At 65.5% G+C, this 6,584-nt stretch carries 6 protein-coding genes; 5 read left to right on the top strand and 1 reads right to left on the bottom strand.

The annotated features are described in order from the left end of the window. Positions 1-247 precede the first annotated feature (247 nt). From frc to A5724_RS24120, 3 genes are all read left to right on the top strand, one after another. Positions 248-1,474, top strand: coding sequence for a formyl-CoA transferase (frc, locus tag A5724_RS24110; protein WP_067808318.1), 1,227 nt, complete (start codon positions 248-250; stop codon positions 1,472-1,474). A 65-nt stretch (positions 1,475-1,539) separates the two neighbouring features. Then, positions 1,540-2,928, top strand: coding sequence for an OFA family MFS transporter (locus tag A5724_RS24115; RefSeq protein ID WP_067808320.1), 1,389 nt, complete (start codon positions 1,540-1,542; stop codon positions 2,926-2,928). A gap of 180 nt (positions 2,929-3,108) precedes the next feature. After that, positions 3,109-3,822, top strand: coding sequence for a GntR family transcriptional regulator (locus A5724_RS24120; RefSeq protein ID WP_067808322.1), 714 nt, complete (start codon positions 3,109-3,111; stop codon positions 3,820-3,822). Here the strand turns inward: A5724_RS24120 and fdhD are convergent. Further along, positions 3,808-4,659: a formate dehydrogenase accessory sulfurtransferase FdhD gene (fdhD, locus tag A5724_RS24125; protein ID WP_067808324.1), complete on the bottom strand. Its 852-nt coding sequence runs from the start codon at positions 4,657-4,659 to the stop codon at positions 3,808-3,810. The two genes, A5724_RS24120 and fdhD, sit on opposite strands and share 15 nt — an antisense overlap. Positions 4,660-4,768: 109 nt before the next feature. Here fdhD and A5724_RS24130 point away from each other — a divergent pair, with 109 nt between their 5' ends. Then, the gene (locus tag A5724_RS24130; protein ID WP_067808326.1) at positions 4,769-6,109 is read left to right on the top strand and encodes an OFA family MFS transporter; all 1,341 of its coding nucleotides are present in this window, start codon (positions 4,769-4,771) and stop codon (positions 6,107-6,109) included. Positions 6,110-6,139: 30 nt separating this feature from the next. Beyond that, positions 6,140-6,445, top strand: coding sequence for a hypothetical protein (locus A5724_RS24135; protein ID WP_067808330.1), 306 nt, complete (start codon positions 6,140-6,142; stop codon positions 6,443-6,445). The last annotated feature ends 139 nt before the right edge of the window (positions 6,446-6,584 follow it).

Below are 6,584 nucleotides of genomic sequence, written 5' to 3' on the forward strand. Positions count from 1 at the left end.
TTGCCAGAAAACTCGGGGCTTGCGCGCAGATTGTATGAGGTATACCGTACGCCGTGTGATGTCCGTTACTTCCTGACGAGCCGAGTGACTGCCTTCACAACCACTAACGCATGAGTATTCGAATCGCAGCGGGCGAACTGTGCCGGGTCCGGCAAGTGCTCACTGATCAACGTGCGGTTCCACCCCCGCGCGGGCTGTGTCTGCCGCGACGGCCGTAAATCACAAACACCACTAAAAGGGGACTGTCTTGAGAAAGGCACTCGATGGCGTGCGCGTCCTGGATATGACGCATGTCCAGTCCGGCCCATCGTGCACACAGATCCTCGCCTGGTTGGGCGCGGACGTCGTGAAACTCGAAGCACCGGCCGGCGATGTCACGCGCAAGCAGCTGCGGGACGTCCCCGGCGCGGACAGCCTCTACTTCACGATGCTGAACTGCAACAAGCGCAGCATCACGCTGAACATGAAGTCGGCGGAGGGCAAGCGGATCTTCACCGATCTGCTCCCTCGCTTCGACATCCTCGCCGAGAACTTCGGCCCTGGCGCCATCGAGCGGATGGGCTTCGGTTGGGAAGAATTGCAGCGCATCAACCCGCGGCTGATCTTCGCCTCCATCAAGGGCTTTGGCGACGGCCCGTACACCCATTACAAGGCCTACGAGGTGATTGCTCAGGCCATGGGCGGATCCATGAGCACGACGGGGTTCGAAGACGGTCCACCGCTGGCCACCGGTGCGCAGATCGGCGATTCCGGCACCGGCATCCACACGGTGGCCGGCATCCTGGCCGCCCTGTACCAACGTGAGCACTCCGGTCGCGGACAGCGGGTGACGGTCGCGATGCAGCACGCGGTGTTGAACCTGTGCCGCGTCAAGCTGCGCGATCACCAGCGGCTGGAACACGGACCGCTCGGTGAGTACCCCAACGACGACTTCGGCGACTGTGTTCCGCGATCGGGCAACGCCTCTGGCGGTGGCCAGCCCGGGTGGGCCGTGAAGTGCGCACCCGGCGGCCCCAATGACTACATCTACGTCGTCGTCCAGCCCGTCGGCTGGGAACCGATCGCGCATCTGATCGGCAGGCCGGAGCTGGTGACAGATCCGGAGTGGAGCACGCCGCAAGCGCGGCTGAACAAGTTGGACAAGATGTTCCAGCTCATCGAGGAGTGGACGATGGGCCTGGGCAAGTGGCGGGTGCTCGACCTACTGACCGAGCAGAACATCCCCTGCGGCCCAATCCTTTCCACCAAGGAGATCTTCGAGGACGCGTCGCTGGCGGCCAACGAGATGGTGGTCCGGGTCGATCATCCCGAGCGGGGCGAGTTCACCACGGTGGGCTGCCCGATCAAGCTATCCGACTCCCCCGTCGAAATCGTTCGCTCCCCTTTGCTGGGCGAGCACAACTCCGATATTTACGGCGAAGAGCTAGGGCTTGGCGGCCAGCTCACCGCGCTCAAGGCGAAGGGAGTCATCTAGCGATTCCGCCACATGAAAAGCAGACAGTCGGCAGTATACAGAGACGAAGAGGAGATTCGACACGCATGAACGCGTCAGCTCAGCCGACATACCGCGAGGTAGTCGACGATAACGGCAGGGTGTACCGGGTCGGTGAGACCGACCGCGACATCCTGGGACGGTCACGGGCCTGGATGGTGTGGCTCCCGTGGATCGCGATGATGGCCGTCAGCTCGTCCGAGTACGCCTTCACCTCCGCGGAGGACACGCTGTCGGAGGCGCACAACTGGCACGGCGGCCACATCTTCTGGTTGCTCGGCGTCTGGGTGATGTTCCAGGCGGCGGTGGCGTTCCCGGTCGGTCAGATGCGGGAGAGCGGCAAGCTCTCGGCGCGCGCGGCGATGATGCTGGGTGCGGTGGGGGCTCTGCTCGGATACCTGTCGCTGGCCTATGCCCCGCATGTCCTGCTGGCCTACCTGGGCTTCGGTTTGTTCGGTGGCGGCGGCGCCGGCTTCGTCTACGCCACCTGCATCAACATGGTGGGCAAGTGGTATCCGGAACGTAAGGGCGGCAAGACCGGCTTCGTCAACGGCGGATTCGCCTATGGTTCGGTGCCTTTCATCTTCCTGTTCACCAGCTACATGGACCTGGAGAACTACGAGGGCATCCTGCTGGCCGTCGGCCTCTTCCTGGCCGGTGTGGTCGCGCTGTGCGGCTTCTTCTTCATCGACCCACCGAAGAACTGGTGGCCGCCGCACGTTGATCCGCTGAAGGTCAACGACGATCCGAAGATCCGTCGCGCGCTGGCCAAGAACCCGCCGGCGGTCCGGCAGTACACACCGATGGAGGCCATCAAGACCGGCATCTTGCCGCTGATGTGGTTCGTCCTGCTGTGCACCGCGGGCATCAACATCTTCGGTATCGCCATGCAGGTGCCGTTCGGCAAGGAGATGGGCTTCGCAGGCGGCATCGTGGCCCTGGCCATGAGCTTCAAGGCGATAGTTAACGGCACCGGCCGCGGCGTCATCGGCTGGATCTCGGACCGGGTGGGCCGCAGGGACACGCTGATCATCGTGTGCGTGGTGCTGGGCCTGGCCCAGTTCGCCGTGTACTTCTCCGGGTCGATCGGCAGCATGCCGCTGTTCCTGCTCGCGTCCATGGTGTCCGGCTTCGGCGGCGGAGCGATCTTCCCGCTGTTCGCGGCCATGACCGCCGACTACTTCGGTGAGAACAACAACGCCACCAACTACGGCCTGGTCTACAGCTCGAAGCTGGTGTCCGGTCTGGTCGGGTCCGGACTGGGCGCGGTCGTGGTGGACAGTTGGGGTTACGGCGCCGCATTCGGGATCGCGGGTTCGGTCGGCATCGCTTGCGCCTTCCTGTCGATCCTGCTGCGTCAGCCCAAGCTCAAGGAATCCACACCGACGCGGCCCGGCGATCCGACGCAGTCCGAGAAGGTGCTCGCAGTCGACTAGCCGGCTGCTTACACAGAACACCCCGGGTGAGGAGGAGTCCGGATCGGACGTCCGCACCCGGGGTGTTCTGTTGCCGCGGATCAAGTACCCGTTGGGCGAGTCGCGGCGAACGGAGTTTATTGCATACGAAAGCCTGTAATCTGTGCCGGCAGGACCACAACCTGGTTGGAGGAATGCGCGATGTCACTTCCCACTCCGCGAAAGCGCGCCCACACGTTGAGCGACGCCGCTGCACGGCGAGTACAGCGCCCCGCGCCTCTGCGCCAGGCCGTCTACGACGCGATCGTGGATCTGATCGTGCAGGGCACGCTTCAGCGCGGGCAGCATCTGGTGGAGAACGAACTGGCCGAGTACCTCGGTGTCAGCAGGCAACCGGTGCGGGAGGCGCTGCAGCGATTGCAGACGGACGGTTGGATCGATCTGAGGCCCGCTCAGGGCGCATTCGTGCACACGCCCTCCGAGGACGAGGTGGACCAGCTGCTGGGCGTCCGTACGGTCCTCGAAACCTATTCGGCGCGACTGGCCGCCGAGAACGCCACGCCGGAAGACGTCAACCGGCTGTGGGAGTTGCAACAAGACGGCCTGAACGCGCTCGCCGCCAACGATTCGGAGGCCTTGGTCGAGGCGAACGTCAACCTACACGCCGCGATCACCGAGATCGCGGGAAACGTGGTGCTGGCCAAGCACATTGGCCTGGTCGAACGACGATGGCACTGGTATTACCTGCCGATCGCGCAGCCGCGCGGGCAGGCGGCCTGGACCGAGCATGCCGAACTGATCAAGGCGATCGCCGCCGGTGACGCCGACCTGGCCAGCAGCATCATGCAGCGCCACACCGAGCACACTCAGCAGGTGTATCACGATCAGCGGCAGGCCAAATCAGAGGCTGAGTAGCTCCTCGGCCTCGTCCGCGCGGACCCGGTCAGCGCCGGAGTAGATGTTCATCGACGACCCGCGCAGGAACCCGATCAACGTCAGCCCCATCTCTCTGGCCAGATCGACCGCGAGCGAAGACGGCGCGGATACTGCTGCCAGAGCAGGGATTCCGGCCATCACGGCCTTCTGCACCAGTTCGAACGAGGCGCGCCCGCTGACCATCAGCGTGGTGCCGGTCAGAGGCAACCGCCGATCGTCGAATGCCCACCCGATGACCTTGTCCACCGCGTTGTGCCGCCCGACATCCTCCCGCACGCACAGCAGTTCACCCGTCGAGTCGAACAGCGCCGCCGCGTGCAGTCCGCCGGTGCGGTCGAAGACGCGCTGCGCAGACCGCAGCTTGTCCGGCAGCGTGGCGATCGTGTCGGCGTTGAGCCGCAACGGATCATCGGCCACCCGCCACCTGCTGATGGTGCGCACCGCATCGAGGCTGGCCTTGCCGCACAGGCCGCACGAGGAGGTGGTGTAGAAGTTGCGCTCGACGGAGACGTCGGGCAACGGGACGCCGGCGGCGAGCACCACGTCGAGCACGTTGTAGGTGTTGGCCCCGTCCGCGGTGGCACCCGCGCAGTAGCGAATCGCGGCGACGTCCGACTCGGTGGCCACCACGCCCTCGCTGACCAGGAATCCGCGCGCGAGGTCGAAGTCGTTGCCGGGCGTGCGCATCGTCACCGTCAGCGGTCGGCCGGACACCCGTATCTCCAGCGGTTCTTCGGCGGCCAGCGAGTCGGGCCTGGCGCTGGCCACCCCATCGGCGACGCGGACGATGCGATATCTGCTGGTTACCCGCCCCATGACGGCGCTCCATTCTCGGTTTGAACTAACGGTAGACAAGTGATCCACGTCATAGTTATGCTAGTCGCATACTGTATGCAATCGTACTCGAACGTTTCGGAGGCCGACCATGAACGGCAACACTCACGGAGTCGCAGTCGCCGAAGTTCGGGATTTCCACGGCCTTTCCTACCGAGTCGGTGAGCAACCGCAGGACATCATGGGCCGGTCCCGCAAATGGATGTTGTGGCTGCCGTGGGCGGCGATGGCAGCCATCAGCGTGCTGCAGTACGGGTACGGCCTGGCCGCTGTCGAGACAACGGCGAGGAACCTGACCCCGGCGTTCTGGGTGCTGGCCTTGTGGGTGATGTTCCAAGCCGGCGCTGCGGCGCTGACGGCGGCACTGCGCCATCGCTCGGTCGTCGCCCCTTCGCACGCGATGCTCGTCGGCGCGCTGCTGTGCGCCGCTGGCCCGTTCAGCCTGGCCTATACCGGCAGTCTCGCCGGTGCCGTCCTCGGCTACTCGGTGCTGTGCGGCAGCGGTGCGGGAATTGTCTACGCCACATGCGCTTCCACGGTCGCGAAGTGGTATCCCGAGGCTCGAGGATCGCGAATCGGCGTCGTCACAGGCGCCTTCGGCTACGGCGCCGTTCCGTTCATCATCTTGTTCGCGGCAAGCCTTTCGGAGATCAACCACACCGCCATCTTGACCGGCGTCGGCGTCGTCGTCTTGGCGGTGGTGGCCCTGTGCGGCTTGTTCTTTCGGGATCCACCCGCGGGCTGGTGGCCGGCCGATGTCGATCCGCGGCTGTGGGCTGTCGACAAGCGACTCAACCGCAGTCTGCGCAGCAACGCGCCTGCCGCCCGGCAGTTCGCACCGGGCCAGGCGGTGCGCACGACCGCGTTCGTGGTGATGTATCTGATCATGGTGTTCGCCGCCGCGACGTTCCTGCTGGCAGTCGCCTACGTGCCAATCGCCGCCATTTCCAACGGTTTCAGCGCGGTCGTCGCCGCGGCGGCCATCGGCCTGCTCGCCGTCGTCAGTGGCGGCGGGCGCGCGGTGGCCAGCGACGTCTCCGACCGGTTCGGGCGACGTCAGACACTGACCGGGGCATTGCTGCTCGCGGGCTGCGCCCAGTTGGGCCTGGTGTTTTCGGCCGTCGTCCATCAGGCGGCGCCATTCATCATCTTCGCCGGGCTCAGCGGCCTGGCGGGCGGTGCCTGCTACCCGTTGCTGGCGAGCCTGGTGGCGGATTACTTCGGTGAGCACAACGCCGTGCGCAACTTCGGCCTGGTCTACAGCGCCAAGGTGTTCGGTGGACTGATCGGTATCGGGCTGCCAGCCTTCCTGGTGCACTCCCCCGCTCTGCTGAACGTGTTCGTCGCGGCTGGGCTGATCGGACTGTGCGCCGCGGTCACCACGCGTCTGCTTCATCAGCCTGGCCACCTCATCTCGCGGTTGCCGCACTAGTACCGATTCCTCATCACGACAAGGAGATTCATGTCCATCAAGCCTGAAGTAAACGAGTTGCGGCATCTGATCGCCAATCTGCGAGGGTGCGTGACGTCGCTGGTCGCGACGTATCCGCAGTGCCACGCCAACCGTCGCGTCGTGAACGACGTCGAGTGCATCCTCAACGGCATCCACCGACTCGAGATCGACATCGAGGAACTGGAACTGGCAGGCGGACATCCGCAACCCGCTGGATCGTGGCAGATGATCCAGATCCCGGACACGCAGTACGACGTCGACTTCTGGCGAGACGTCGACCACGAGGGTATCGGCGGGCAGACGCAGATAGCCTGAAACGAACGTCGCGGGCCGGGGGGGGGGGGGGGGGGCCCCGCGGGGCGGGTTGGCCCCACCCCCCCCCGGCCCCCCCCCGGGGGGCGGGGGGGGGCCGCGGGCCGGGGGGGGGGGGGGGGGCCGCCACACCGCGCGCGCC

This window comes from Mycobacterium sp. ACS1612 (genome assembly GCF_001667505.1).
Lineage (GTDB): Bacteria > Actinomycetota > Actinomycetes > Mycobacteriales > Mycobacteriaceae > Mycobacterium.